The 26,153-nt window shown below is 68.7% G+C and carries 27 protein-coding genes and 1 tRNA gene; 17 read left to right on the top strand and 11 right to left on the bottom strand.

The features are described 5' to 3' along the window. The first annotated feature begins 29 nt into the window (after positions 1 to 29). Positions 30 to 102: transfer RNA gene (locus V4U86_RS17720), tRNA-Glu, on the top strand. Positions 103 to 218: 116 nt separating this feature from the next. Here the strand turns inward: V4U86_RS17720 and V4U86_RS17715 are convergent. Continuing rightward, on the bottom strand, positions 219 to 920 hold the full coding sequence (locus V4U86_RS17715; RefSeq protein ID WP_395307255.1) for an IclR family transcriptional regulator: 702 nt from the start codon (positions 918 to 920) through the stop codon (positions 219 to 221). A 76-nt stretch (positions 921 to 996) separates the two neighbouring features. Here V4U86_RS17715 and leuC point away from each other — a divergent pair, with 76 nt between their 5' ends. From leuC to V4U86_RS17700, 3 genes are all read left to right on the top strand, one after another. Continuing rightward, positions 997 to 2,436: a 3-isopropylmalate dehydratase large subunit gene (gene leuC, locus V4U86_RS17710; RefSeq protein WP_395307254.1), complete on the top strand. Its 1,440-nt coding sequence runs from the start codon at positions 997 to 999 to the stop codon at positions 2,434 to 2,436. A gap of 41 nt (positions 2,437 to 2,477) precedes the next feature. Further along, a complete protein-coding gene (leuD, locus tag V4U86_RS17705; protein ID WP_395307253.1) occupies positions 2,478 to 3,071 on the top strand; it encodes a 3-isopropylmalate dehydratase small subunit in 594 nt (197 codons plus the stop codon). A gap of 204 nt (positions 3,072 to 3,275) precedes the next feature. Continuing rightward, positions 3,276 to 3,935 (top strand): HU family DNA-binding protein, encoded by a 660-nt coding sequence (locus V4U86_RS17700; RefSeq protein ID WP_395307252.1) that lies wholly within the window; start codon positions 3,276 to 3,278, stop codon positions 3,933 to 3,935. Between the two features lie 65 nt (positions 3,936 to 4,000). Here V4U86_RS17700 and V4U86_RS17695 read toward each other — a convergent pair whose 3' ends face one another. Genes V4U86_RS17695 through cofC form a run of 3 tightly spaced genes read right to left on the bottom strand, consistent with a single transcriptional unit; the run spans position 4,001 to position 7,852 of the window. Beyond that, entirely contained in the window at positions 4,001 to 4,921 is a 921-nt protein-coding gene (locus tag V4U86_RS17695; protein WP_395307251.1) for an NUDIX hydrolase, read from the bottom strand. 39 nt (positions 4,922 to 4,960) lie between these two features. After that, on the bottom strand, positions 4,961 to 7,144 hold the full coding sequence (locus tag V4U86_RS17690; RefSeq protein ID WP_395307250.1) for an RNA degradosome polyphosphate kinase: 2,184 nt from the start codon (positions 7,142 to 7,144) through the stop codon (positions 4,961 to 4,963). Positions 7,145 to 7,183: 39 nt separating this feature from the next. Continuing rightward, positions 7,184 to 7,852: a 2-phospho-L-lactate guanylyltransferase gene (gene cofC / locus V4U86_RS17685; RefSeq protein ID WP_395307249.1), complete on the bottom strand. Its 669-nt coding sequence runs from the start codon at positions 7,850 to 7,852 to the stop codon at positions 7,184 to 7,186. Between the two features lie 53 nt (positions 7,853 to 7,905). Between cofC and V4U86_RS17680 the strand changes: the two genes are divergently transcribed. The 3 genes from V4U86_RS17680 to V4U86_RS17670 are packed head-to-tail and all read left to right on the top strand — an operon-like array spanning position 7,906 to position 11,146. Beyond that, positions 7,906 to 8,886: an NAD(P)H-dependent glycerol-3-phosphate dehydrogenase gene (locus V4U86_RS17680; protein ID WP_395312097.1), complete on the top strand. Its 981-nt coding sequence runs from the start codon at positions 7,906 to 7,908 to the stop codon at positions 8,884 to 8,886. 15 nt (positions 8,887 to 8,901) lie between these two features. After that, positions 8,902 to 10,002, top strand: coding sequence for a cystathionine gamma-lyase (locus tag V4U86_RS17675; RefSeq protein ID WP_395307248.1), 1,101 nt, complete (start codon positions 8,902 to 8,904; stop codon positions 10,000 to 10,002). Positions 10,003 to 10,042: 40 nt separating this feature from the next. Then, positions 10,043 to 11,146 (top strand): D-alanine--D-alanine ligase family protein, encoded by a 1,104-nt coding sequence (locus tag V4U86_RS17670; RefSeq protein WP_395307247.1) that lies wholly within the window; start codon positions 10,043 to 10,045, stop codon positions 11,144 to 11,146. 21 nt (positions 11,147 to 11,167) lie between these two features. Here V4U86_RS17670 and V4U86_RS17665 read toward each other — a convergent pair whose 3' ends face one another. Next, complete coding sequence (locus tag V4U86_RS17665) at positions 11,168 to 11,710, bottom strand: DUF3515 domain-containing protein (RefSeq protein WP_395307246.1); 543 nt, start codon at positions 11,708 to 11,710, stop codon at positions 11,168 to 11,170. Positions 11,711 to 11,720: 10 nt separating this feature from the next. Beyond that, positions 11,721 to 11,963: an Lrp/AsnC ligand binding domain-containing protein gene (locus tag V4U86_RS17660; protein ID WP_395312096.1), complete on the bottom strand. Its 243-nt coding sequence runs from the start codon at positions 11,961 to 11,963 to the stop codon at positions 11,721 to 11,723. Between the two features lie 120 nt (positions 11,964 to 12,083). On the opposite strand from V4U86_RS17660, the gene V4U86_RS17655 reads away from it, so the two are divergent. Then, positions 12,084 to 13,034 carry a thiamine-phosphate kinase gene (locus tag V4U86_RS17655; protein WP_395307245.1) on the top strand — a complete coding sequence of 317 codons (951 nt, stop codon included), beginning with the start codon at positions 12,084 to 12,086 and terminating at the stop codon, positions 13,032 to 13,034. Positions 13,035 to 13,069: 35 nt separating this feature from the next. Further along, positions 13,070 to 13,753: a uracil-DNA glycosylase gene (locus tag V4U86_RS17650; RefSeq protein WP_395307244.1), complete on the top strand. Its 684-nt coding sequence runs from the start codon at positions 13,070 to 13,072 to the stop codon at positions 13,751 to 13,753. Between the two features lie 44 nt (positions 13,754 to 13,797). On the opposite strand, the gene rpmB is transcribed toward V4U86_RS17650, so the two are convergent. Beyond that, positions 13,798 to 13,992 carry a 50S ribosomal protein L28 gene (gene rpmB, locus V4U86_RS17645; protein ID WP_073855988.1) on the bottom strand — a complete coding sequence of 65 codons (195 nt, stop codon included), beginning with the start codon at positions 13,990 to 13,992 and terminating at the stop codon, positions 13,798 to 13,800. Positions 13,993 to 14,208: 216 nt separating this feature from the next. Between rpmB and V4U86_RS17640 the strand changes: the two genes are divergently transcribed. Genes V4U86_RS17640 through V4U86_RS17630 form a run of 3 tightly spaced genes read left to right on the top strand, consistent with a single transcriptional unit; the run spans position 14,209 to position 18,739 of the window. Beyond that, on the top strand, positions 14,209 to 15,807 hold the full coding sequence (locus V4U86_RS17640) for a DAK2 domain-containing protein (RefSeq protein ID WP_395307243.1): 1,599 nt from the start codon (positions 14,209 to 14,211) through the stop codon (positions 15,805 to 15,807). 2 nt (positions 15,808 to 15,809) lie between these two features. Then, complete coding sequence (recG, locus tag V4U86_RS17635) at positions 15,810 to 18,038, top strand: ATP-dependent DNA helicase RecG (protein ID WP_395307242.1); 2,229 nt, start codon at positions 15,810 to 15,812, stop codon at positions 18,036 to 18,038. Continuing rightward, positions 18,035 to 18,739, top strand: a complete 705-nt coding sequence (locus tag V4U86_RS17630; RefSeq protein WP_395307241.1) for an HNH endonuclease family protein — start codon at positions 18,035 to 18,037, stop codon at positions 18,737 to 18,739. The genes recG and V4U86_RS17630 overlap by 4 nt, the downstream gene beginning before the upstream one ends. Here the strand turns inward: V4U86_RS17630 and V4U86_RS17625 are convergent. Further along, positions 18,667 to 19,608, bottom strand: a complete 942-nt coding sequence (locus V4U86_RS17625; protein WP_395307240.1) for an EamA family transporter — start codon at positions 19,606 to 19,608, stop codon at positions 18,667 to 18,669. The genes V4U86_RS17630 and V4U86_RS17625 overlap by 73 nt on opposite strands. Before the next feature lie 104 nt (positions 19,609 to 19,712). Between V4U86_RS17625 and V4U86_RS17620 the strand changes: the two genes are divergently transcribed. From V4U86_RS17620 to V4U86_RS17610, 3 genes are read left to right on the top strand one after another with little or no spacing between them, the layout of a single operon-like run. Beyond that, a complete protein-coding gene (locus V4U86_RS17620; RefSeq protein ID WP_395307239.1) occupies positions 19,713 to 20,633 on the top strand; it encodes a LysR family transcriptional regulator in 921 nt (306 codons plus the stop codon). Positions 20,634 to 20,691: 58 nt separating this feature from the next. Then, positions 20,692 to 21,069, top strand: a complete 378-nt coding sequence (locus V4U86_RS17615) for a BlaI/MecI/CopY family transcriptional regulator (protein ID WP_395307238.1) — start codon at positions 20,692 to 20,694, stop codon at positions 21,067 to 21,069. Further along, complete coding sequence (locus tag V4U86_RS17610; RefSeq protein WP_395307237.1) at positions 21,066 to 21,980, top strand: M56 family metallopeptidase; 915 nt, start codon at positions 21,066 to 21,068, stop codon at positions 21,978 to 21,980. Before V4U86_RS17615 ends, V4U86_RS17610 begins: the two co-directional genes overlap by 4 nt. 32 nt (positions 21,981 to 22,012) lie before the next feature. Here V4U86_RS17610 and V4U86_RS17605 read toward each other — a convergent pair whose 3' ends face one another. Continuing rightward, positions 22,013 to 23,236: a L,D-transpeptidase gene (locus V4U86_RS17605; protein WP_395307236.1), complete on the bottom strand. Its 1,224-nt coding sequence runs from the start codon at positions 23,234 to 23,236 to the stop codon at positions 22,013 to 22,015. Between the two features lie 119 nt (positions 23,237 to 23,355). Here V4U86_RS17605 and V4U86_RS17600 point away from each other — a divergent pair, with 119 nt between their 5' ends. Further along, the gene (locus V4U86_RS17600) at positions 23,356 to 24,015 is read left to right on the top strand and encodes a DsbA family protein (protein ID WP_395307235.1); all 660 of its coding nucleotides are present in this window, start codon (positions 23,356 to 23,358) and stop codon (positions 24,013 to 24,015) included. Beyond that, entirely contained in the window at positions 24,012 to 24,836 is an 825-nt protein-coding gene (locus tag V4U86_RS17595) for a serine hydrolase (RefSeq protein ID WP_395307234.1), read from the top strand. The genes V4U86_RS17600 and V4U86_RS17595 overlap by 4 nt, the downstream gene beginning before the upstream one ends. Here V4U86_RS17595 and V4U86_RS17590 read toward each other — a convergent pair. Together V4U86_RS17590 and V4U86_RS17585 are read right to left on the bottom strand one after the other, a co-directional pair. Continuing rightward, entirely contained in the window at positions 24,833 to 25,489 is a 657-nt protein-coding gene (locus V4U86_RS17590; RefSeq protein WP_395307233.1) for a TetR/AcrR family transcriptional regulator, read from the bottom strand. The two genes, V4U86_RS17595 and V4U86_RS17590, sit on opposite strands and share 4 nt — an antisense overlap. Next, entirely contained in the window at positions 25,486 to 26,097 is a 612-nt protein-coding gene (locus tag V4U86_RS17585; RefSeq protein ID WP_395307232.1) for a TetR/AcrR family transcriptional regulator, read from the bottom strand. The genes V4U86_RS17590 and V4U86_RS17585 overlap by 4 nt, the downstream gene beginning before the upstream one ends. Positions 26,098 to 26,153: the final 56 nt, after the last annotated feature.

Here is a 26,153-nt window from a genome sequence, read left to right as displayed (position 1 = left end):
GCTAAGCTTTCCGACCGGAAGATGTTCTAGCCCCCGTCGTCTAGCGGCCTAGGACGCCGCCCTCTCACGGCGGTAGCGTGGGTTCGAATCCCATCGGGGGTACGCGACAGAGGCCCAGGAGAAATCCTGGGCCTCTTCTTCGTTTTCGGGTGCGTTCGGCCTCCCGGCCGGAATCCCGGGGCGTGATTTCGGCCACGTCCCGATCCCCGGCAGAGGAGCTAGAGGCGCCGGGTCAGCGCCTCGGATGCCGCGACCAGATCGGCGGCCCAGCGGGCCCCCGGGCGGCGCCCCATCCGGTCGATCGGACCCGACACCGACACCGCCGCGATCACCGCCCCGCGCCCGTCCCGCACCGGAGCCGACACGCTCGCGACCCCGGACTCCCGTTCCGCCGCGCTCTGGGCCCAACCCCGGCGGCGTACCTCGGCGAGGGTGCGTTCGGTGAATTTGGCGCCCGGGAGCACCGCCTGTTGGGTGGCGGGATCGCTGTAGGCCAGTAGCACTTTGGCCCCCGAGCCGGCGGTCATCGGAAGGCGGGTGCCGACCGGGACGGTGTCGCGCAGGCCGACCGGCGGCTCCAGAGAGGCCACGCACACCCGCGAGCTGCCCTCCCGGCGATACAGCTGCACGCTCTCCCCGGTGAGTTCGCGCAGGCGCGGCAGCACGACGGCGCCGGCGGCCAGCAGGGGATCGTTGACCTGCCCGGCCAGTTCGGTCAGGGCCGGGCCCAACCGCCACCGTCCTTCGTTGTCGCGGGCGAGTAGGCGGTGCACTTCCAGCCCGGCGGCCAGCCGGTGGGCTGTGGCGCGCGGCAGTCCGGTGCGCTCACACAGTTCGGCCAGACCGCAGGGTGACTCGGCCACCGTGTGCAGCACGCCCACCGCTTTGTCGAGGACGCCGATACCGCTATCCTGTCTCACAGGGAGATACTAGCGTCCCGCATCGTGAGATAGCCAGCCCGTCACGGCAGGACGCCCGAGTTGAATCGAGATACCCATGGAGCAGAACAAGCCCAGGACTCTGGCCGAGAAGGTGTGGGACGACCACGTCGTGTCCCGCGGTGCCGGAGAAGGTGCGGCCAAGGAACCCGATCTGATCTACATCGATCTGCATCTCGTGCACGAGGTGACCAGTCCGCAGGCGTTCGACGGTCTGCGGTTGGCCGGCCGCCCGGTCCGCCGGCCCGATCTGACGATCGCGACCGAGGACCACAACGTGCCCACCATCGACATCGACAAGCCGATCGCCGATCCGGTCTCGCGCACTCAGGTGGAAACCCTGCGCCGCAACTGCGAGGAGTTCGGCATCCGGTTGCACCCCATGGGCGATGCCGAACAGGGCATCGTGCACATCATCGGGCCGCAGCTGGGTCTGACCCAGCCGGGCATGACCGTGGTCTGCGGTGACAGCCACACCTCCACTCACGGCGCATTCGGCGCGATCGCCATGGGCATCGGCACATCTGAGGTCGAGCACGTGATGGCCACCCAGACCCTGCCGCTCAAACCGTTCAAGACCATGGCGGTCAACGTCGACGGGGAACTGCCCGCCGGGGTGAGCGCCAAAGACATCATCCTGGCGGTCATCGCCAAGATCGGGACCGGCGGCGGTCAGGGTCACGTCATCGAATACCGCGGCAGCGCCATCGAATCGTTGTCGATGGAGGGCCGGATGACGATCTGCAACATGAGCATCGAAGCGGGCGCCCGGGCCGGCATGGTGGCGCCGGATGCCACCACATTCGAATTCCTCAAGGGGCGCCCGCACGCGCCGACCGGTGCGGACTGGGATGCCGCGGTGCAGGCGTGGAGCCAGTTGCGCACCGATGAGGGCGCCGAATTCGACACCGAGGTCTACATCGACGCCACGACCCTGAGCCCGTTCGTGACCTGGGGGACCAACCCGGGGCAGGGCGTGCCGCTGTCCGCGACCGTGCCCGACCCCGAAATGATGCTCGACGACGACGCCAAGCAGGCCGCCGAGAAAGCCTTGGCCTATATGGATCTTCGCGCGGGTACCCCGATGCGGGATATCACGGTCGACACCGTGTTCGTCGGCTCCTGCACCAACGGGCGCATCGAGGATCTGCGGGTCGTCGCCGAGATTCTGGACGGCCGCGCGGTCGCCGACGGCGTCCGCATGCTGGTCGTGCCCGGATCCATGCGGGTCCGCGAGCAAGCCGAATCCGAAGGTTTGGGAGCGATCTTCGCCGCCGCCGGAGCCGAATGGCGCCAGGCCGGCTGCTCGATGTGTTTGGGTATGAACCCCGATCAGCTCGCCCCGGGGGAGCGTTGCGCGTCGACCTCCAACCGCAATTTCGAAGGACGGCAGGGCAAGGGTGGTCGTACCCACCTGGTGTCACCCGCTGTGGCAGCCGCCACAGCGGTGCGCGGCACCCTGTCTTCGCCCGCCGATCTGGCCCCGGCCGGCCGATAAGCACCCCCGGCTCAGCCCCAAACCGCTAGGAGTACCAGGACATGCAAGCTTTTGACACCCACACCGGGATCGGCGTCCCGCTGCGCCGGTCCAATGTCGACACCGACCAGATCATCCCGGCGGTGTATTTGAAGCGGGTCACCCGAACGGGTTTCGAGGACGGTCTGTTCGCGGCATGGCGCACCGATCCGTCCTTCATTCTGAATTTGGCGCCATTCGACAAGGGATCCGTTTTGGTGGCCGGTCCCGATTTCGGCACCGGATCCTCCCGGGAACACGCCGTCTGGGCGCTCATGGATTACGGTTTCCGGGTCGTCATCTCGCCGCGGTTCGCCGATATTTTCCGGGGCAATGCCGGCAAGGCGGGCCTTTTGGCGGCCGAAGTTTCCCATGATGATGTCGAACTTCTGTGGAAGTTGATCGAGCAGAATCCGGGGCTGGAAATCACTGTCAATCTTCAAGATCGAACCATCACCGCCGGAACGGTTGTGCTGCCGTTCAAGATTGATGACTACACCGCCTGGCGGCTGCTCGAAGGACTCGACGATATAGGCCTTACGCTGCGGAAACAGGACGAGATCGCGGCCTACGAACGGCGCCGTCCGAGCTTCAAACCGAGGACTCTTCCGGCCTGAATAAGCCGGTTCCGGGCCCCCAAATATGGCCCGGCAACCTCATTCTCGGACGCCGGTACCACTGTCGGTGTGGGCCAACCGGATTGCAAAATTGTTCGCTAGCTACGCTTGAAACCGCGCGTGGCTCTTGGAAATATGTGCCCAATGGGTTTACCGTGTCCTCTAGTCGGTCCAAGGTGGACCACTGGACTTCGGAGGGTTTGCATGAACAAAGCAGAGCTCATCGACGCACTCACAACCAAGTTGGGCACCGATCGTCGACAGGCTACTGCCGCGGTTGAGAACATCGTCGACACGATCGTGCGTGCGGTGCACAAGGGCGAGAGCGTCACCATCACCGGCTTCGGCGTTTTCGAGCAGCGTCGCCGCGCCGCCCGGGTGGCCCGCAACCCGCGCACCGGTGAGACCGTGAAGGTCAAGCCGACGTCGGTTCCGGCCTTCCGCCCCGGCGCTCAGTTCAAGGCGGTTGTCTCTGGCGCGCAGCGTCTCCCGGCAGACGGCCCGGCCGTCAAGCGTGGTGTTGCAGCGGCTCCGGCCAAGCGTGGCGCCGCCAAGAAGGCTGCACCGGCCAAGAAGGCCGCAGTGAAGAAGGCTGCACCGGCCAAGAAGGCCACCGCTGCCAAGAAGGCTGCACCGGCCAAGAAGGCCACCGCTGCCAAGAAGGCTGCACCGGCCAAGAAGGCCACCGCCGCCAAGAAGGCTGCACCGGCCAAGAAGGCCACCGCCGCCAAGAAGGCTGCACCGGCCAAGAAGGCCACCGCCGCCAAGAAGGCCGCACCGGCCAAGAAGGCCACCGCCACCAAGGCAGCCGCCAAGAAGGCTCCGGCCAAGAAGGCTCCGGCCAAGCGCGGCGGCCGCAAGTAGTTTCGGCCCCTGTACTGCAAAAGCACCCCAGAACCTATGTTCTGGGGTGCTTTTGCATTCGTTTCTCAGGCCTTGACGGCCAGCGGGCTGCCGATGTGGTCGGCGGCGACGAGGCGCCCGCCCACCGAGGACAGCACCCAGGTACTGCCCTTCCGGTTCCGGGATTTGTCCGGACGCACGCCGTCGCGTTCACACCACCACGAGATGAGGTCGGGAATCACCTTGCCCTGGGTGCAGATCACCGGTGTCGCTTCGGCCGATCCGGCGGCGATCTCCAGAACCCGGGTGCGGGCGGCCTTCCGGTTCTGGGCGTAGGCCTCCTCGGTCAGCGCTGACTCGATGCCGATCTCGGTTCCGAGTTCCTCGGCCAGCGGTGCCAGCGTCTGCTCACAGCGCACCCGGGGCGCGGCGTGCAACTCGGTCGCGCCGAACGCGAGCAGTTGGCCCACCAGTGATTCGGCCTGCGCCCGTCCGAGCTTGTCCAGCGGCCGTTTCCAGTCCTCACCTTTGTACTTGGACCGTGACCCGGCCCGGCCATGGCGCACGATGATCGTCGTCTGGGTGTCGGCCGGCACTTTGGTGAAGCGTCGCAGCACCTTCCGGTCGTGGGGGTACTGCAGCCGTTTCATCGCCTCCTTGGGGGCGAGCCACAGCAGCTCATCGACTTCCACGTTGGGAATGAACTCACCGTCCACGGCACCGGCGGCCCAGTACACGACCCGTTTGAGGGTGTCGTCCACCGGATAGCTGATGACGGCCAGCCGGCGGCCGAGACGACTGTGAAAACCGGTCTCCTCCCGGATCTCCCGGACCGCGGTGACCGGATGGCCCTCTCCCGGGTCCACCTTGCCCTTCGGTAGGGACCAGTCGTCATACCGGGGCCGGTGCACGATGGCGACCTCGGTTCGTCCCGCATGGTCACGCCACAGCACCGCACCGGCGGCGTGCACCGTGTGAACCTTCTTGCGGGTCGAGCTGTCCGACACATCAACTCCTATACGTTGTCAGTGGACAGGTCGACGAATCTAGGGCGATCGGTGTTTCGCCATCAGTGCGACCTGGTGGTCGCGCACCGTGTGACCGGGCAGCGGCAGTGCCGTCCACCGCCCATCCGACTGGAGCTCCCAGCATCGGGTCGCCGGATCCATGGTGGATTCGAACATCTCGTCCAACTGTGCGGTCAGACGGGGATCCTTGACCTGTGCCATCACCTCCACTCGGCGGTCGAGATTACGATGCATCATGTCCGCGCTGCCGATCCAGAACTCATTGATGGCGCGGAAGTGAATTATTCGGGAGTGTTCCAGAAAACGGCCGAGGATCGAGCGCACCACGATGTTCTCGGACAGGCCGGGATGGCCCGGACGCAGCGCGCAGATCCCGCGCACCACCACCTCGACGCGGACCCCGGCGGCCGAGGCCCGGTACAGTGCGTCGATCACCTGCTCGTCGACCAGAGCGTTGGCCTTCAGCCGGATTCGCCCGTTGCCGTGTTCCCGGTGCGCCGCGGTCTCGCGTTCGATGCGCTCGATGATGCCTCGGCGGACGCCGAGCGGGGCGACGAGCAGATTGCGGTAGGAATCCTTGCGGGAATACCCGGTCAGCGAATTGAACAGATCGGTCAGGTCCGCCCCGATATCAGGGGAGGCGGTCAACAAACCGACATCCTCATACAGCCGAGCGGTTTTCGGGTTGTAGTTGCCGGTGCCGATATGGCAGTACCGGCGTATGGCCGATCCTTCCCGGCGCACCACCAGCGCGGTCTTGCAGTGCGTCTTCAGGCCGATCAGCCCGTACACCACGTGCACGCCCGCCTGTTCCAGCTTCCGTGCCCACTTGATATTGGCCTGCTCGTCGAAACGCGCCTTGATCTCGACGAGCGCGACCACCTGCTTGCCGGCCTCGGCGGCGTCGATGAGTGCGTTGACGATCGGGGAGTCGCCGGACGTGCGGTACAGAGTCTGCTTGATCGCCAGCACGTTCGGGTCCGCGGCGGCCTGCTCGATGAACCGCTGAACCGTGGTGGAGAAGGAGTCATACGGGTGGTGCACGAGGACATCCCCGTCCCGCAGCGTGGAGAAGATGCTCTTCGGTGTCTCGCGTTCGCCGAAGGCCGCCGGGGTGGCGGGGACGAACGGCCGGTCCTTGAGGTCGGGTCGGTCCACTCCGTAGATCTGCCACAGTGACGAAAGGTCGAGCAGCCCCGGCACCTCGATGACATCACCGGGATGCACGTCGAGTTCGCGCAACAGCAACTCGAGCATGTTCTCGGTCATATCGTCGGCGACTTCGAGGCGCACCGGAGACCCGAAGCGGCGCCGGGCCAGTTCGCGCTCCAGTGCCTGCAACAGATCCTCGTCCCGGTCCTCGGCGACCTCGAAGTCGGCGTTGCGGGTGATGCGGAAAGCATGCTGCTCCACGATTTCCAGCCCCGGGAACAGCACCGACAGGTATGCGCCGATGAGTTCCTCCAGCGGCAGGAACCGCACCGGGCCGGGCGTGCCGTCCGCGCTCTCGCGCCGCGGCAGTTCCACGAACCGGTCCACGTTGTCGGGCACCTTGACTCGGGCGAAGTGCTGCGTGCCGTCGTCGGGGTGGCGCACCGTGATGGCCAGATTCAGGCTCAGCCCGCTGACGAACGGGAATGGGTGCGCCGGGTCGACCGCCAGCGGGGTCAGTACCGGGAACACCTGCTCAGTGAAATAGGTGGACAACGCCGCGTGCTCGTCATCTTCCAGATCGGCCCAGCTGACGATCAGGATTCCCTTCTCGGCCAGCGCGGGGCGCACCGATTCCCGGAACACCTGCGCATGCCGGCTGGAGATCTGCTGGGTCCGCTCGCCGATGCGGCGCAACTGTTCCCGTGGTGACAGTCCGTCGGCCGAGCGCACCGACAGACCCATCTCGTCGCGGCGCTTGAGGCCGGCCACCCGGACCATGTAGAACTCATCGAGATTGGAAGAGAAGATCGCCAGGAATTTCGCCCGCTCCAGCAGCGGCAGCGAGGTGTCTGCGGCCAGGGCGAGCACCCGGGCGTTGAAGTCCAGCCAGCTCAGCTCCCGGTTGAGATAACGGTCTTCGGGAAGCGCATCGTCGACGGCGGCGGCGGTGGCCGCCGGGGGCGCATCGGGGGCCGGGTGTACCGCGGCGTCCACACCGTTCGTCGCCGTCCGGTCGGAGTCAGCAGTGGTGGTCTCGGCGTCCGTCATGACTCGATCATTGCCTATCGCCACCGTGCTTTCCAGTGTTCAGCCATCGCTGCCGGTGCAGGGCAGTGCACCCACCACCCGCTGGGTGGCCGGACCGAGTCCCAGCGCCAACGCGGCCGTCAGATCGTCGGGGGTGTCGATGTCACAGCGCAACCCGGGCCAGTCTCCGGTCAACTGCACCGCTCCCGAATCCATGTGCCGCTGTGTGGATTCCGCGCCGAAACGCGGGTCCAGCGGCACGCCGAACGCGAACAACGCCGAGGTTCCGGTGCCGTGCCTGTCCCCGACGAAACTGCGCGTGTGCCGTTGCGCGGAGGCCAGCGCTTCGGCCAGTTCGTGCGGTTTGAGAGCCGGCAGGTCACCTTGCAGGACAACGGTGTTGGTGCAGGCGCCGGCGGTCTCGGCCGCGCGCAGTGCGTTGTTGAGCGGATCGGGATGGCCGGCCGGAGTCGGATCCAGCAGTGCGTGGGCGCCCAGGTCGCGGGCCGCCGCGGCGGCGTCCGGGTCGGGTGTCACCACAGTGATCGAATTCACTGCCGGAACCGCGGCGGCCGCCGAGACGGTGTCCATCAACATGGCCAGCACCAGGTGCTCCCGGGCGGACGCCGAGAGCACCGGTGCCAGTCGTGTCTTGGCCGCGGCCAATCGCTTCACCGCGATCAGCAAGCCGACCCCCGGCCGCGCGCTGGTCCCCGTCATATCCGCCATCCTGCCAGCCTTCGCGATGCGGCTAGTGTGAAGCGGTGGTCGAAGCCGCAGTAATGGGAGCCGGTGCGTGGGGGACAGCGCTGGCGAAGGTGCTTGCCGATGCCGGGAACAGCGTCACGTTGTGGACCCGCCGGCCCGAACTCGCCGACGAGATAAACGCCACCCGCCGCAACCCGGATTACCTCGGGGACATCGTGCTGCCCGACGGCATCCGTGCCACCGGTGATGCGGCCGAGGCCCTGGACGGTGCCTGCACGGTCCTGCTCGGCGTGCCCTCGCAGACGTTGCGTCCCAACCTCGACTCCTGGAAACACCTGATCGGCCAGGACACCACCCTGGTCAGTCTGGCCAAGGGCATCGAACTGGAGACCCTGATGCGGATGAGCCAGGTCATCACCCAGGTCACCGGCGCCGACCCGGCGCGGGTCGCGGTGGTGACGGGGCCGAATCTGGCCAAGGAGGTCGCCGACGAGCAGCCGGCCGCCACCGTGATCGCGTGCACCGACTCCGGCCGTGCGGTCGCCCTGCAGCGCGCCATGTCCACCGCCTACTTCCGGCCCTACACGAACTCCGATGTGGTCGGCGCCGAGATCGGCGGGGCCTGCAAGAACGTCATCGCGCTGGCGTGCGGGATGGCCGCCGGCGTCGGGCTCGGTGAGAACACCTCGGCCGCCATCATCACCCGCGGGCTGGCGGAGATCATGCGGCTGGGAATCGCCTTGGGAGCCAAGGGGACAACGCTGGCCGGACTGGCCGGTGTCGGCGACCTGGTGGCCACCTGTACCTCCCCGCAATCGCGCAACAGGTCCTTCGGCGAGCGGCTGGGCCAGGGCGGCTCGATGGACTCGGCGTTGCGGGCCGCACAGGGGCATGTCGCCGAGGGTGCCACGTCGTGCCAGTCGGTGCTGGCGCTCGCCTCGAGTTACGACGTCGAGATGCCGCTCACCGATGCCGTGCATCAGGTCTGCCATCGCGGGCTGTCTGTCGAGCAGGCGGTCATGCTGCTGCTCGGTCGCAGTACCAAACCGGAGTGACCGGAAGGGGTATCCATGGACGGATATGGCGACTCCACTCGAACCGTCAATGCTGTTGGGGCGCATAGTGTTCCGGGTGAACCGGTAGCGCCCGTGCCGATCCCGGCGTCGGCGTACCACCTGTCCCCGGACGAGGCCGAGCCGCTGGACACCTACGGGCGGGCCTCGAATCCGACGTGGCGGCAGCTGGAATCCGCCCTCGCCGAACTGGAGGGTGCGGCCTCGGCATTGACCTTCGGATCCGGGATGGGGGCGATCAGCGCGGCCCTGCGGGTGACGGCGAAACCGGGCACGACGCTGGTGGTCCCTGCCGACGGCTACTACCAGGTGCGCCGCTATGCCGCCGAATATCTGGCGCCGCTGGGTGTCACCGTGGTGGAGGCTGCCGCCGCGCAAATGTGTGAAGCCGCCGGCCACGCCGATGTCGTGCTTGCCGAGACACCGGTGAACCCGACCCTGGACGTGGTGGATCTGCACCGGCTGGCCACCATCTGCCGGTCCCGCAGAGCCACCCTGATCGTCGACAACACCGCGGCCACCCCGCTGGGCCTGCAACCGCTGTCACTGGGCGCCGATCTGGTGGTCGCCAGCGCCACCAAGTCCTTGGCCGGACACAGCGATCTGCTGGCCGGGTACGTGGCGGGCAGCCATCCCGAGTTGATGGCGGCCATCGAGCGGGACCGGCTGCTCGCCGGGCCGGTGCTCGGGGTGTTCGAAGCCTGGCTGGTGCTGCGCAGCCTGGGCAGCGCCGGGCTGCGCATCGACAGGCAATGCCGGAGCGCACACGCCGTCGCGCTGATGCTGCGCGATCATCCGGCGGTCCGCTCCGTGCGGTACCCGGGCCTGCCCCAGGATCCGTCGCACGCCGTGGCGGTGGAACAGATGCGCCGGTTCGGCGGCCTGGTCTCCGTCGAACTCGCCGATGCGGGTGCGGTGCACCGGCTGGTCGAGCGCAGCACCCTGCTGGTCGCGGCGACCAGTTTCGGCGGGATCCACACCTGTGTCGACCGCCGGGCGCGGTGGGGCGATCCGGTGCCCGACGGGTTCGCCAGGATCTCGCTGGGCATCGAGGACACCGACGACATCGTCGCGGACATCGAACGCGCCCTCACCTGACAAGCCGGGCCCCGGCCGCAGCCGGTAGCCTCTGCAGGTTGTGAGTGCACGTACCCGAGTCGCCGTCATCTATGGCGGACGAAGCTCCGAGCACGGGATTTCGTGCGTTTCCGCAGGAAGCATTCTGCGCAACCTGGACCCGCAGCGGTTCGAGGTAGTCCCCGTCGGCATCACCCCGGACGGGTCCTGGGTGCTCACCGACGGCCGGCCCGAGACGCTGGCGATCGCTGCCGGTCAGCTGCCGAACGTGACCGAGGGCGCGGGCACCGCGCTGGCGCTGGCCGCCGACCCGGTGCGCCGCGGCGAGCTGCTGTCGCTGGGAGAGGGCGCCGGGCAGGTGCTCGCCGCCGTCGACGTGGTGTTCCCGGTGCTGCACGGCCCGTACGGCGAGGACGGCACCATCCAGGGTCTGCTGGAACTGGCCGGGGTGCCCTATGTCGGGGCGGGCGTGCTGGCCAGTGCCACCGGCATGGACAAGGAATTCACCAAGAAGTTGCTGGTGGCCGACGGGTTGCCGATCGGCGATCACGTGGTGCTGCGGCCCCGGCGGGACACCCTGACGCTCGATGAGCGGGAGCGCCTGGGCCTGCCGGTGTTCGTCAAACCGGCGCGCGGCGGCTCCTCGATCGGGGTCAGCCGGGTCACGGCGTGGGATCAGCTCGACGCTGCCATCGCCGAGGCCCGCCGGCACGACCCCAAGGTGATCGTCGAGGCCGCGGTGATAGGCCGTGAGCTGGAATGCGGCGTGCTGGAGTTCCCCGATGGCCGGGTGGAAGCCAGCGAGATCGGTGAGATCCGGGTGGCCGGAGTGCGCGACCGCGAGGACAATTTCTACGACTTCGCCACCAAGTACCTCGACGACGCGGCCGAATTGGACGTGCCCGCCAAGGTGGACGACGACATCGCCGACGAACTGCGGGTGTTGGCGGTCCGGGCCTTCCGTGCCGTCGACTGCCAGGGTCTGGCCCGGGTCGACTTCTTCCTCACCGAGAACGGGCCGGTGATCAACGAGATCAACACCATGCCCGGCTTCACCACCATCTCGATGTACCCGCGGATGTGGGCGGCCAGCGGGGTGGATTATCCGACGCTGCTGGCGACGATGGTCGACACCGCGCTCGCCCGCGGCACCGGCCTGCGGTAGGGCCCGCGGGCGGGCGACCGGCTAGCGCGGCGGCCCGGGATCCAGCGGCTGTGCTGCGATGGTGCGTTCGAGCACCTTGGAGATCAGCTGGATGGGGGTCGGGCCGGACCCGGTGGGCAGCGTCAGCGCCACGTAGACGCCTCGGTCCACGGCGAACCAGGTGCTGCTGCCGTGCGCGCTGGCCTCGAACCACTGCACCGCGTCGACGACCTGTAGCGGGGTGCCCACCACGAAGTCGGTGGGTCGTTCCAGTCCGCAGCGCAGGATCACCGGATCGGCCTCCGGCTCGGCCCGCCAGGCGGCGGCACCGGCGGGCACCGGGTCGACGGCCTCGGCCCGCCGGTAATCGCCCAGCTGTTCGGGTAGCGCTTCCATCAACGCCTGGCACTGCGGGCTCTCCGCGTCCGGGGCGGGTGCCGCGGCGATGGCCACCGGCCGGTCGGGCGGGGCCGCCTGCCGGGTGGCGGCGAAGGTCAGCACGACGATGACCGCGGCCACGGCGACGCCGACCGCGGCGATGATCAGCGACCGGGGCGGTCCGTCGTGCTCATCGGGCTGCGTCACATCGGTAACTCTAGGGATGCCGGGCCCCGGCGATCGGGGAGTTCGCGATGGGACACGTCAGGGTGCGGGTGATGCCGGCGGCGCGCTGCACCGCGGTCACCACGTCGCGGTGCAACTCGTCGGGGCTGTCGGCGCCGACGCGGGCCACCACGTCGTAGGGGCCCGTCACGTATTCGGCCGAGCGCACCCCGGGCAGTTCGGCCAGCTGTTTCGCGACGACCTCGGCGCGGCCCACCTCGGTCTGAATCAGCATGAATGCCTCTACCACCGCCAGTGCCTCCATTTCTGCTGCATAGACTCGGCGCCGCAGGGATCAAACGTACCGCAGGTCGCACCGGTGTTCAGGCCGGCTCCTGCCAGACAGGACGGTGAGATGGCCGACACAGAGCCGACCTTGGCGCAGGTCGGGGAGTTCGGCGTCATCGGCGCGATCGTGGCCGGACGACGGCAGCCGGCCGCGGTCACGCTGGGCCCCGGGGACGACGCCGCGGTCGTCACCGCCGCCGACGGGCGCACCGTGGTGTCCACCGACATGCTGGTCCAGGACCGGCATTTCCGGCTGGACTGGTCGACCGCGCACGACATCGGGCGCAAGGCGATCGCCCAGAACGCGGCCGACGTCGAGGCGATGGGCGCATCACCGACCGCGTTCGTGGTGGCGTTCGGCGCGCCGCCGGATACCCCGGCCGCGGCGGCCCAGGCGCTCTCCGACGGCATGTGGGAGGAAGCGGCACGCTGCCGGGCCGGCATCGCCGGCGGGGACCTGGTGAGCGCCCCGCTGTGGGTGGTGTCGGTGACGGTGCTCGGCGATCTCGGGGGCCGGGCCCCGGTGCGCAGGGATACCGCGCGCCCTGGTGACCAGGTGGCCGTGGCCGGTGACCTGGGCCGCTCCGCAGCAGGATATGCGTTGTGGCTCAACGGAATTCATGAACACCCCGAGCTTCGGCGACAACATCTGGTGCCCAAACCGCCCTACGGGCAGGGCCGCGCCGCGGCGGACGCCGGGGCCAATGCGATGACCGATGTGTCCGACGGACTGCTGGCCGACCTCGGGCACATCGCCGACTCGTCAGCCGTGGTGATCGACCTGTCCCGGCAGGCCCTGGCCGCCGATCACCGTGCCCTGGCCGCCGCCGCGGCGACCACCGGTGCGGATGCCTGGAACTGGGTGCTGGGCGGCGGCGAAGACCACGCATTGGTCGCGACGTTTCCCGGCGCGGTGCCCGCGGGCTGGCGGGTGATCGGCCGGGTGCGGGACGGTGCCGCCGGGGTGGTGGTGGACGGCCAACCGTGGCAGGGCAACCCGGGCTGGCAGTCGTATTAGAGAATCGGTCGCGGTGACCGCTAGGTTTGTCCCTCGTGACACCACGCCCGCTGACCGATCTCGTCGAACCCGGCTGGGCGCGCGCGCTCGAGCCGGTCGCCCCGCAGGTGGCCGACATGGGGGAGTTCCTGCGCGCCGAACTGGCCGCCGGGCACCAGTACCTGCCGTCCGGAGAGAACGTGCTGCGCGCGTTCACCTTTCCGTTCGCTGAGGTGCGGGTGCTCATCGTCGGCCAGGACCCGTACCCGACGCCCGGTCATGCGGTCGGACTGAGTTTCTCGGTGGCCCCCGATGTGCGGCCGATCCCGCGCAGCCTAGCCAACATCTTCACCGAGTACGGCGAGGATCTCGGCTATCCGACGCCGGCCACCGGGGACCTGAGTCCGTGGGCGCAGCGCGGGGTGATGCTGCTCAACAGGGTGCTCACGGTGCGCCCGGGCACGCCGGCCTCGCATCGCCGCAAGGGCTGGGAGGCGGTGACCGAATGCGCGATCCGCGCGCTGGTGGCGCGTCCGCAACCGTTGGTGGCGGTGTTGTGGGGTCGCGATGCCCAGACGCTGAAGCCGATGCTGGCCGAGGGCGGGTGCGCCGTCATCGAATCGGTGCACCCGTCGCCGCTGTCGGCCGCGCGGGGCTTCTTCGGCTCAAAGCCGTTCAGCCGCGCCAACGAGTTGTTGACGCGGCTGGGGGCCGAACCGATCGATTGGCGCCTGCCGTAACGGGTGGGGCGGCGGGAAGGCCGCCGCGCAGGCGCGGGGCGGAACTAGCCGCGGGTGACCTTGCCGGCCTTCAGGCAGGAGGTGCACACGTTCATCCGCTGCTTGTTGCCGCCGGGGCGGGTCACAGCGTTGACGCTCTGGATGTTCGGGTTCCAGCGACGGCTGGTCCGACGGTGGGAATGCGACACCGACTTGCCGAAGCCGGGGCCCTTAGCGCAGATATCGCACACGGCAGCCATGTCAGAACTCCTTGTTGATCAGTACTTGGGGGTCAACGACCACATGACGGGTGACCCGACAACCTGATCAGGATACCGGCCCGGGGAACGGATCTGCAAAACGGTGCCGTTGATGCTCGTTCATCTGTCCACAACCTGTGCCAGCTGCGGCCGCGCTGTCGGGCACGATGGCTATTCTTGCGCGCACGGGCTGGACCGAGCTGGAAGGGTGGATTGATGTCGGCTGCGCGGCTCGATGCACCCGCGTTGCGGCGTTGGGCGCATACCGCCGTCGGCCAACTCATCACCCATACCGACGAGATCAACCGGCTCAATGTGTTCCCGGTCGCGGACTCCGACACCGGTACCAACATGCTGTTCACCATGCGGTCCGCGGTGGCCGCGCTGGACGGCCGCGACGATCTGGACCTGGCCGCGCTGACCGCCTGCCTGGCCGACGGTGCGCTGCGCGGGGCCCGCGGCAACTCCGGGGTGATCCTGTCCCAGATTCTGCGCGGCTTCGCCGACATCGCCGCGGATCGGCGTGCCGACGAGATCGACGGGCCGGCCTTCGCCGCCGCGCTGCAGTGCGCGCAGGGCCTGGTGGTGGCCTCGATGGGGGAGGTCGTGCCGGGAACGATCATCTCGGTCCTCGGGTCGGCCGCCGATGCGGCCGAGCGCAGCGCCGCCGAAGGCGCCGAGGTATCGACGGTGGTCGCGACGGCGGCGGCCGCGGCCGTGGAGGCCTTGGAGCGCACCCCAGACGAACTCGACGTCCTGGCCGAGGCCGGCGTGGTGGATGCCGGCGGGCGCGGACTGCTGGTCCTGCTGGACGCGCTCACCGCCACACTGGTCGGCACCGCGCCGCGGCGCGACACCTATGAACCTGCCGGCGATCCGGCCGAGCCGCCGATCACCTCCACCGCGCCGCCGCAGTTCGAGGTGATGTACCTACTGAGCGACTGCCGGCCCGATGCCATCGAGGGACTGCGCGCCGCGCTGGACGCGCTGGGGGATTCGGTGGCCATCACCGCGGGCTGCCGGGGTACCCATTCGGTGCACGTGCACACCGACAACGCCGGCGGTGCCGTGGAGGCCGGCCTGGCGCTCGGAACTCTCAGCGGCATCCAGATCACCGTGCTCACCGGCGCCCGCCCGGCAGTGCAGGCCGGGCGGGACCGGGCCGTGCTCGCCGTCGTCGACGGAGACGGTGCGGCAACGCTGTTCGCGAATGAGGGTGCGCATGTGCTGCGTCCGCATGACGGTGCGCCGATCAGTGCGCAGCAGTTGCTGCGGGCGCTGGTCGACGCCGATGCCGGCCAGATCATGGTGCTGCCCAACGGTTTCATCGCCGCCGAGGAGTTGGTGGCCGGATGCACCGCGGCCACCGGGTGGGGCATCGACGTGGTGCCGGTACCCGCGGGGTCGATGGTGCAGGGGCTCGCCGCGCTGGCGGTACACGATCCGGCCCGTCAGGGCGTCGACGACGGATACACCATGGCGCGCGCCGCCGCCGGCGCCCGGCACGGCTCGGTGCGGCTGGCCACCGAGGAGGCGCTGACGTGGGCGGGTTCCTGCAAACCCGGTGACGGACTGGGCATTGCCGGCGACGAGGTGTTGATCGTGGGTCGGGATGTGGCCGCCGCCGGCGCCGGATTGATCGACCTGCTGCTGGCGGCCGGCGGCGAGTTGATCACCGTGCTGATCGGCGCCGGTGTCGACGAGAAAGTGGGCGAACGTTTGCGTGACCATGTGCGGCAACGACATCTGGGTGCCGAGCTGGTGAGTTACCGCACCGACCACCACGGTGACGCCCTGCTGATCGGGGTGGAGTAGCCGTGGTCGCCCTCAACGATCTGCTCGCCCCCATCATCGGCGCCAAGGCCGCCGACAAGCTCGAAGAGGCCTTCGGCATCCGCACCGTGAACGATCTCCTGCGGCATTACCCGCGCAAGTACAGCGACGGGATGACCGTCCGCGAGGAGGGCGAGGAGATCGAACTCGAGGAGGGCACGCACGTGACCTTCGTCGACGTCATCACCAAGGCCGACTCCAACTACATGCGCAAGCAGACCGGTAAGCGGCAGCGCAAGTTCCTGCGGGTCACGCTCGGGCAGCGGAATCCACCGATCACCGCCACCTTCTTCAACGCCGAGTTCCTGGAGAAAAGTCTGACCGAGGGCACCCGGGTGATGCTTTCCGGGGAGATCGGCTATTTCCGCAACACCATGCAGCTCTCGCATCCGGCGTTCCTGATCATCGATTCGCCGACCGGAAGGACCATCGGCACACGGTCGTTCGCGAAGATCGCGGACGCGTCCGGCGAGTCCGGCGCGGGCGTGCTGGCCGCCTTCGAGAAGGAATTCTTCCCGATCTATCCGGCCACGAAGAAACTGCAGAGCTGGGACATCTACGCCTGCGTTCAGCAGGTGCTGGCGGTGCTGGACCCGATCCCTGAACTGCTTCCGGAATCCTCTCTGCGGCAATGGGACCTGGTGTCCGAGGACGAGGCGCTGCGCGGGGTGCACGTGTCCGAGAACGCCGTCGAGCGGTCGGCCGCCCAGGAGCGGCTGACCTATGACGAGGCGATCGGCCTGCAGTGGGCGCTGGTGTCGCGTCGCTACGGCGAGCTCGGTGAGACCGGTCCGGCGGCCCCGCTGCGCGAGGACGGCCTGGCCGGGGCGCTGCTCGAACAGCTGCCCTTCGAGTTGACCGGCGGACAGCGCGAGGTGCTCGAGGTGATCTCCGGTGAACTCGGCCGGACCCGGCCGATGAACCGGATGCTGCAGGGCGAGGTCGGATCCGGAAAGACCATCGTGTCGATCCTGGCGATGCTGCAGGTGGTCGACGCCGGGATGCAGTGCGCGTTGCTGGCCCCCACCGAGGTGCTCGCCGCGCAGCACTACCGGTCCATCCGCCAGGTGCTCGGCCCGCTCGCGATGGCCGGGGAACTCGGCGCGGCCGACGGCGCGACGGCCGTCACGTTGCTCACCGGCTCCATGTCGCCCCAGCAGAAACGCCAGGCGCGTGACGAGATCTATTCCGGGACTGCAGGAATCGTGGTGGGCACCCATGCCATCATCCAGGAGTCGGTGGAGTTCAGCCGGCTGGGCATGGTGGTTGTCGACGAACAGCACCGGTTCGGTGTCGAGCAGCGTGACCGGTTGCGCGCCAAGGCCACCGGTGGCATCACCCCGCATCTGTTGGTGATGACGGCGACGCCGATCCCGCGCACCATCGCGTTGACGGTGTTCGGTGATCTGGAGACCTCGACGCTGCGTGAGCTGCCGCGCGGCCGGCAGCCCATCACCAGCAATGTGGTGTTCACCAAGGATCACCCGTCTTGGCTGGACCGGGCGTGGGCGCGCATCGTCGAGGAGGTAGCCGCCGGCCGGCAGGCCTACGTGGTGGCTTCCCGCATCGACGAGGAGCCCGACAAGAAGAACGCCTATGAGCACGGTCCGCCGCCGATCACGGTGTTGCAGTTGCTCGACCGGTTGCGCAGCGGACCGCTGGCCGGGCTGCGGCTGGGGCTGATGCACGGGCGGCTCACCGGTGAGGAGAAGGACGCGGTGATGTCCGCGTTCCGGGCCGGGGAGATCGATGTCCTGGTGTGCACCACCGTCATCGAGGTCGGCGTCGACGTGCCCAACTCCACCATGATGGTGGTGATGGACGCCGACCGGTTCGGTATCAGTCAGCTGCACCAGTTGCGCGGGCGGATCGGCCGCGGCGAGCACCCGAGCCTGTGCCTGCTGGTCACCCGGATGCCGGAGAGTTCCAGGGCCGGCGAGCGGTTGCGGGCGGTCGCCGGCACGCTGGACGGCTTCGCGCTGGCCGACCTCGATCTACAGGAACGTCAGGAGGGAGATGTGCTGGGCTACAACCAGTCCGGGCGCCTCACCACGTTGCGTTTCCTGTCCCTGGCCGATCATCTGGGCATCATTCAGGACGCCCGGAGCTTCTGCGAGTCGGCGTACCTGGACAATCCGTACCAGCCCGGGCTGGACGTGCTGGCCGCGCCCTTCCGCAACTCCGACCGCGTCGAGTACCTGGACAAGTCGTGAAGCGGATCGGCCTGCTGGCGGCGGGGGTCGTGCTGGCGGTGCTGGTCGCATTTCAGGTCACCACGCAACCCGGTGCGGACTCGGTGCGCTACGTCGCGGAGGCCGACACCCCGACCGTCGCGCCGGGTGTCGACGTACTGGCCGGGGTGCCCGAGATCCCGGTGCGCACGCGTAGCTACGACTACCGGCGTGCCGCGTTCGGGGAGTCCTGGGACGACGACAACGACGCGCCGGGCGGGCGCAACGGCTGCGACACCCGCAACGACATCCTGGACCGTGATCTGGTCGAAAAATCCTATGTGTCCATCACGCGGTGCCCGACGGCCGTGGCGACCGGCACGTTGATCGACCCGTACACCGATGCCACTGTCGCCTTCGTGCGCGGCAATCAGATCGGGGCCTCGGTGCAGATCGACCACATCGTGCCGCTGGCGCTGGCCTGGGATCTGGGCGCGCGCAACTGGTCCGATCCGATGCGGCTGCGGTTCGCCAACGATCCGGCCAACCTGCTGGCGGTGTCCGGGGCGGCCAACCAGAACAAGGGTGACGGCGAGCCGGCGGTGTGGATGCCGCAGAACCGGGCGTTCTGGTGCCAGTACGCGGTGCAGTTCGCCGCGGTGCTGCGCGGCTACGGGCTACCGGTCGACGCCCCGTCGGCGCAGGTGTTGCGGGAGGCCGCCGGGACCTGCCCGACCGGTTGAGGAGGCGCGGCCGGCGCTGCCGGTTGGCTCAGGGTGACGGTGATGGCCGAGACCACCACCACGAGCATGGCGAACCCGTGCACCCAGCTGAGGGCTTGGTCCAGCAGCAACCATCCGGCGGCACAGGCGACCACCGGCTCCAGGCACAGCAGCACGCCGAAAACGTGCGGGCTGAGCCGGCGGATGGCCACGAACTCCAGCGAGTACGGGATCAGCGAGGACAGCAGCGCCATGCCGACCAGGGGGAGTAGCACCGCGGGTGCGGCCGATGCGAGGTCGCCGACGGACCCGACCCCGAACGGGGCGACCACGAATGCGCCGACGAGGATGCCGATCGCGAGTGAGCCCTGCCCAGCCATCCGGGTGGTGACCCGCTTACCGGCTGCGATGTAGAAGGCCCAGAACGCGGCCGCGGTCAATGCATATCCGACACCGACTGGGTCGAGCCTGTCCCCGTCGCCGCCGTGATCGCCGAAACCCAGTACCGCAATCGCCGTTGCCGCTGCCAGTACGCAGCCCAGGTCGCGGCGCCGGCGGGACAACGCCGCCGAGAGCAGCAGCGGCCCAGCGAATTCGATGGTGACCGCGATACCGAGCGGGATGCGGGCGATGGCGGCGTAGAAGAAGCCGTTCATGCCGGCCATCGCGAAGCCGAAGAGCAGCACGGATTTCCACGTGTCGCGGTCCCAACCGAAGAAGCGCGGCCGGTGCAGCGCCAGCAACAGCAGGCCCGAGATCAGCAGGCGGGCGCTGGTCGTCAGGCCCGCACCGAACTGCGCCAGCAGCGGGATGGCGAGCACCGCGCCCAACTGCAGCGACATGCACGACCCCAGGATCATGAGGATGCTCGAGGGAGCGCGCGTGGGCATGCAGCCATCATCGACGCCCGGAATATCATCAGTCCAGCGAGTCTGTTTGGACTATATTGGTAAGAAATTCTGATGAATTACCTGCCGACTCCGGGAGACGCGTCATGCTCAATCTGCAGCGGCTCATCGTCCTGCATGAACTGGAGCGGAAGGGCTCGCTGGCGGCGGTTGCGCAGTCGCTGAACTACAGCCCGTCGGCGGTGTCCCAGCAGCTCGCGACGCTGGAGCGGGAGGTGGGGACGGCGCTGACCGAGCCGATCGGGCGCGGTGTCCGGTTGACCGATGCGGCGCGGATCCTGGTGGAGCACACCCGGGTCGCGATCGCCGCCATCGAATCGGCGGAATCCGAACTCGCCGCCTCGGTGGGTGCGGTGGGCGGCAGCCTGCACATCGCCTCCCTGCAGACCGCGCTGCTGTCCCTGTTGCCGGCGGTCTTGCAGACGCTGGAGCGGATGCATCCCGAGTTGCACGTAGACGTCTCCCAGCGCGATGTGTCCGAGGCCGTGTCCGGTCTGCTGGCGGGCACCTTCGACGTGGTGGTCGGGGAGGAGTACCCGGGCGGATCGCTGCCGGCGCGCGCCGGGCTGCACCGCAGGGATCTGGGGGCGGACGAGATGCTGCTCGCCGTGCCGGCCTCGGGTCCGTGGAGTGAGGTGAGCTCGCTGGCGCAGGTCGCGAGGGCCCCATGGGCGCTGGACCCGGCCAACTCCGCACCCGGACGGTGGGCCCGGGCCACCTGCCGCGACAGCGGGTTCGAGCCCGATGTCCGCTTCGACGGGGTCGATCTGCTGGTGCACCTGCAGATGGTGCGGGCCGGCCGGGCCGTGTCGTTGGTGCCCTCCCTGCTACGCGCGGAATGGGCGCACGGCGTGCGTCTGGTCGAACTGCATGGTGCGCCGAGCCGCCGGCTGTTCACCCTGACCCGGAGCGCGCGGGTGGCGCATCCCGCGGTGAACGCGTTCCGGGACGCGCTGGCAACGGGATTCGACGCGCAGCAGTCCGTGGCCGCCGGCCGCGCGCTCTGAGGGCGGCGCCGACCTACGTAGCCGGGGCGTAGATTGGGCTGCCAGAACGGAGGTGCGGATGCAGCAGCGGGGGTTCGGTGATCTCGAAGCCACGGTGATGGATCGGGTCTGGGGTCGGGAAGACGGTGTCACCGTGCGTGAGGTGTTCGAGGAGATGGCCGACGCGCGGCAGATCGCCTACACGACCGTGCTGTCGACACTGGACAATCTGCACCGCAAGGGGTGGGTGCGGCGGGAGCGGGAGGGCAAGGCCTACCGGTACTGGGCGACCATGACCCGTGAGGAGCGTTCGGCCAATCTGATGCGGGCGGCGTTGAAGACCGGCGGCAAGCCCGAGGCCGTCCTGGCCTTCTTCGTCGAGCAGATGTCAGCGGAGGAATCGGCGCAGCTGAAGGCGGCGCTGCGGTCGTCCGCCACCCAGAAGAGACGCCGATGACGGCCGCGGTCTATCTGCTCGGCTACGGGATGCTGGTGACCTGGCTGGCGCCGCCGCTGCTGTCGCGGTTGACGCGGGACGGGCTGAATCCGCGGTTGGGAGTGGCAGTCTGGCTCACCGCGATGCTCGGGGTGCTGGTGGCCTGGTCGGTTGCGGTCGCTGTGATCGCGGTGCACGGGGTGCGCGGGCTGCCCGACTCCCCGGTGATCGTGGTGTGTCTGGAACTGCTCGGGATACCCGAGCAGGTGGCGACGCCGAGTGCGGAGGGCACCGTGCTGCTCATCGCTGCCGCGGTGATGCTGTGGACGACGGTCGGGGTGCGGGCCGGGCGCGCCCTGCGCGGTCTGTGGGCGAGCAGCCGTGAGCATGCGCAGGCCGCCCGGTTGATCGGTGAGCCCACCGACCGCGCGGACGTCTTCCTGCTGAACGCCGAACGGCCCGCGGCGTACTGCGTGGCGGGCCGGCCGAACGCCATCGTGGTGACCACCGCGGCGGTCGAGCGGCTGACCGGATCGCAGCTGGATGCGGTGCTGGCGCACGAGAACGCGCACATCGCCGGGCGCCACCACCAGCTGTTGATGGTGCTGCGGGCGCTGGCCGCGACCCTGCCCTGGCTGCCGTTGTTCCCGCGCGGTGCGGCCGCGGTCGGCGAACTGCTGGAGATGTGTGCCGACGATCGCGCCGCACACCGCTACGGCGGCCCAACCCTGGTGGCCGGGATGGTCAAGCTGGCCGGACCGGTCGCGCCGGCGGGGCTCGCAGTCGCGGCGACCGCGATCACCCGGCGCGCCAACCGGCTGCTGATGCCGGCTCACCCCGGAAGCCTGCGGTGTCACCGGCTGACCGCCTGGGCCACCATCGCGGTGACCGTGGCGGCGCCGGTGGTGGTCAACCTCATCTGCCGCCACTAGTTCTCGGGAACCGGGCCTGCCGGCCGGGCGGCTCAGGTGGCGGCGTTACCGGCCTTCCACTGCTCCCACGGAATGTTCCAGTCGCCGAGGCCGTCGGTTCCCGGCAGCGTCGGCCCGACGGTGTTCACCACTTCGACGATGTCACCGCGTTTGGTGTTGTCGTAGAACCACTTCGCGTTTTCGGTGCTGGCATTCAGGCATCCGTGGCTCACGTTCGCCCGGCCCTGGCTGCCCACTGACCACGGTGCGGCGTGCACGAAGATCCCGCTGTAGGACATCCGGGTGGCCCACATGACCTCGGTGCGGTACCCGTCCGGGGAGTTCACCGGCACGCCGTAGGTCGACGAGTCCATCACCAGGTCGGCGAGCCGCTCGGCGATGATGTAGGTGCCGTTGTCGGTGGGTGTCTTGTCCTTGCCCATCGAGATCGGCATGGTCTTGGCCACTTCGCCGTTGATGCGCACGGTGAGGGTCTTGGTGGTGTCGTCGGCGGTGGCGATGACCTCGTCGCCGATGGTGAATCGCGTGCGGGCGTCGTCCTGGCCGAAGAGCCCGTCGCCAAGGTCGACCCCGTAGGTTTTCACCTGGACCTCCACAGTGGTGCCCGGTTTCCAGTATTTCGCTGGGCGCCAGCGGACTTCGCGACCGCTGATCCAGTAGAAGGCGCCCTCGACCGCGGGTTCGGTGGTGACGGTGATGGCGCGCTGGGCGGCCAGTCGGTCCGGAATGACCTCGTCGAAGGTCACCGAGATGGGCTGCCCGACACCGACCACCGCGCCGTCGGCGGGCATCAGGTACGGCATCGTCAGATACTGCGGCGAGTGGGTTTCGAAGGTGGCGCTGGTCTGCGTGACCCCGCCGAGACCGAAAGCGGCTGCGGTCAGGGTGTATTCCTTGTTGTAGCCCAGCGGCTCGGCGGAGCGCCAGGAGACGCCGTCGGGGCTGAGCTCACCGTCGACCACCCGGCCCTGCGCGTTGACCAGCGTCACCTCGTCCAGGACGCCGGCCTCCACACTGACCGTCACCGGTTGCTCGACCGACACCCCGATGGCGCCGTCGGTGACCGAGGAATTCAGTTTCGGGACGAGCAGATCGCCGTAGGGTGTGCCCTTGTCGGTGACGGTCTGGGCCGCCGGGGGTGCCGGCGTGGTGCTGCAGGCGGTCAACCCGAGGGTGAGGGCGAGCACGGTGAGCAGTGTCAGCCAGACACCCAGATAGTTTTGTCGCCTGACGGTTGCCGATGTCATCCGCCGCATCACCGTTGTCCTGCCGTGTGTCGAAGTGCCGTTGCGCTAACATCCTACGTAGCGACTACGTAGATGCACGTCAGTGCGGGTGTCCGGCGTCAGTGGCCGCAGATCGGGAGGGATTCGGAGTGCTCAAGACTCGGGCCGGGCGGGTGACGGTGACCGTCGTCGGCGTCCTGATCGTCCTGGCCGTCGCGATCATCGTGTTGATCAACGGCGGCGACCGCGAACGCACCGCCGAACCGACGGACACCGGATCCGCGCAACTGGTACGCGACAACAGCCATCGGCTGACCGACCCGCGCGACCCCCAGGTGACCTTCGTGGAGTTCCTCGACTTCGAATGCGAAGGCTGCCGTGCCGCCTTTCCCATCGTCGAACAACTGCGCGCGGAGTACGGCGACCGGGTCGAGTTCGTCCTGCGCTACTTCCCGTTGTCCGGGCACTTCAACGGCGAGCGCGCGGCGCGCGCCGTGGAGGCTGCCGCGCAGCAGGGCCAACTGGAGGCGATGTACCGCAAGATGTTCGAAACGCAGGCCGAATGGGGGGAGCAGCGGGTGCCGGCCGACGGCGTGTTCCGTGGTTTCGCCGAGGAACTCGGACTGGACATGACGGCGTTCGACAAGACCTACAACGACCCGGCGACCCTGGAACGCATCCGAGTCGACCAGCGAGATGGTCAGCTGCTGGGTGTGCAGGGCACTCCGACCTTCTTCGTCGACGGCGAGCAGATCCTGGTGCGCCGTGTGGAGGATCTGCGAGACGCCATCGACAGCGCCTTGCGGTGACCCGGATTCGCGGTCTGGTCGCGGCCCTGCTGCTGGCTGCCACCGTCGTCTGGGCGCCGCCGGCCGCGGCGACCTGCACCGCCACCGATGCGCAATGCGTACTGCAGCAGCGCATCGCGGCCGCCGAGGCATACATCGCGACGCGGCCCGGCACGATCGGGTTCGTGCTGCGCGACCGGGTGACCGGCGCCCGGTACCGCAGCGCCGCGGCCGCGACCCCGATCTGGACCGCGTCGACGATCAAACTGGCGATGGTCGCCGACCTGCTCACCCGCGAACAGACCGGCGCGCTGCGACTCAGCGCGGCCGACCGCAATCAGATGGCGGCGATGCTGCGCAGCTCGGACAACGAGGCCGCCGACGCCCTGTGGTCGCGCTACGGCGGACCGGCCAACGTGTTCAACACCAACTTTGTCCGCTACGGCATGAAAGCTGTGCGGCCGCAGCCCGGATTCGGGGAGGTCTACCCGTATTGGGGCTTTCAGAAGGGCACCGCCGACGACTTCGACGCCCTGATGAACTATGTGCTGACCGGTCTCACCCCGGCCAACGCCGCCGCGGTCATCGCCGAGATGCAGCGGGTCGACCGCGCGCAGCAGTGGGGGGTGTGGGGCGCCGGCGCCGCGATGTCGCCGGGCAACAAGAACGGCTGGTCGCAGGAGCAGGGCGGTTGGGTGGTCAACTCCGTCGGCTTCGCCGGGCCGGGGCAGCGCTACACGCTGGCCATCATGAATGCGCTGGGCGGACAGGGCGGATACGACGACGGTGCGCAGACGACCACCGAGGTGGCGCGAATCCTGCTGGGCCCCAGCGATCGTTAACCCGCCGGCTGCCAGCCCTGCATCGCGGTGTCCATCTGGTCGTCGTCCAGTGCGTCCACCGGCAGCGCGGCCTGGGCGTCGCGCCGGCGCAGGCCGTCGAGCAGCAGCGCGACATAACGACGCCACAGTTCGGGTTCGACATGGCCGGCCCATTCGCTCACGGTGCCGGCCAACAGGCTCAGAATCGGCATATCGGTGTGTTCCGCGTCCGGGCGCAGGTAGCCGTCAACCCGCGCCCGATCGAACAGCCGAGAGATGGGTGGGACCAGGCGCTGGCGCGCGCACACGACCGAGTAGCCGCCGTAGGCTGTGCTGTACACCATCTCGCGCAGTCCGCGGTCGGTCGCGGTCAGCTCGCAGAGTTGCTCGACGAACCACACGAACCCGTCCCACGAGTTCTGTTGGGAAAGAGCGGATTCCGCGAGCGCCACGATCTGGTCGATGGCGCTCTCGAAGATGGCGTCCAGCAGTTCTTCCTTGGTCGCGAATCTCCGGTACACCGTGCCCACGCCCACCCCGGCGTGGTGAGCCACGTCGTTGAGGGTGGCCTCCAGGCCGCGCTGGGCGAACAGGTCTCGTGCCGCGTCGAGAACCCGTTGCCGGTTGCGCTGGGCGTCCCTGCGCAGGGCGCGGGCTTCGCCGACCGATGTCATTGCTGGTCCCGTTGCGCGGAGACCGCGCTGCCGAGCCAGCGCCGCAGGAACTTTCGCAGTTCGGTCGGGGAGCGTCGGGTGTCGTTGGGGGCGACGAAGAAGGACAGCATGATCCGCAGGGTGAACTCGACGAGCTCCTGCAGGCTGGCCTCGTCGTACCCGTGCGCAGCCCAGTCCACCTCGAACCGGTCGATCATCCGCATGCCGATGGCGCGTGCCTCTTCCGAGGCGATGTCCTCACTGTGGTTGTGCGGGTAGGACTCCGAGAGCAGGATGCCCAGGTGCGGAGTGCGACCCACCTCGGCGAGCGTGAACAGGGTGCCTTCGACGAGGGCATCGGCCGGATCGTGGATGCCGCGCACGTGGGCGGCCAGTCGCTCCAGGAAGGCGTCGACCGATCCCATCGCGACCGCTTGCATCAACGCGTCGGAGGTCGGGAAGTATCGGTACACCGTCTGGCGGATGATGCCGAGGGAGTTTGCGACGTCCGCCAGTGAGATGGCTTTTCCGGTAGCGCTGACGAGGTCGACGGCCGCCGTGACGATGCGGCGGGTGGCCTCTTCATCGGTCTGGGGTGGATCTCCGCCCCAACCGCGCCTGCGTGCCATCGTCGTCTTTCGCTCGGTAGTCGGAGAACGCGACGGTAGCACGCGCACCTAATCAT

The sequence above is a fragment of the Mycobacterium sp. AMU20-3851 genome (genome assembly GCF_043974665.1).
In the GTDB taxonomy this organism is placed as follows: domain Bacteria; phylum Actinomycetota; class Actinomycetes; order Mycobacteriales; family Mycobacteriaceae; genus Mycobacterium.
The sequence above is the reverse complement of the archived record's forward strand: the minus strand, read 5'-3'. Positions and strand labels throughout refer to the sequence as shown.